Raw genomic sequence first — 509 nt, 5'->3', positions numbered from 1 at the left:
CTCATCTCTGGTTTTAAGTCATAAGTGGCTACATCTGGAGATGGCACTAAGATACGCTCTTCACCCTCATACTCTGCTTCACGGCCACCACTAAAAAAGAAAGTCACATGCGCATACTTTTCAGTTTCAGCGATACGCAGCTGGGTTTTGCCCTGATTCTGCAGATACTCACCCAGTGTATTGGTAAGTGAGGTTGGATAATACGCTATGCTAGTTTTAGTGTTATCTGCTAAAACGTCAGAGTACTTGGTCAACATCACAAAAGCTGCAAGGTTTGGCTGCTTTTGACGAGCAAAACCTGAAAACTTATGATCTGGTAGCACAAACGCTTGCGCAAGCTCACGAGCACGGTCAGCACGAAAGTTCATAAATATTAATGCATCATTATCTTCAACAGTATATGGCATCTCATCACGTCCAATCACGGTCGTTGGACTGATAAACTCATCGGTCTCACGTGCTTTATAAGCCGCTTGGACAGCCCCATCTGCTCGCGTTGCTAGACGATC

At 45.0% G+C, this 509-nt stretch carries 1 pseudogene; it reads right to left on the bottom strand.

Annotation, left to right across the window (positions count from 1 at the left end):
- Positions 1-509, bottom strand: a pseudogene (locus ACS8FD_RS24805) (2,3-bisphosphoglycerate-independent phosphoglycerate mutase); the annotation flags it as partial.

Source organism: Psychrobacter sp. 1U2, from assembly GCF_051847575.1.
This window is presented reverse-complemented; position numbering and strand designations above follow the sequence as displayed.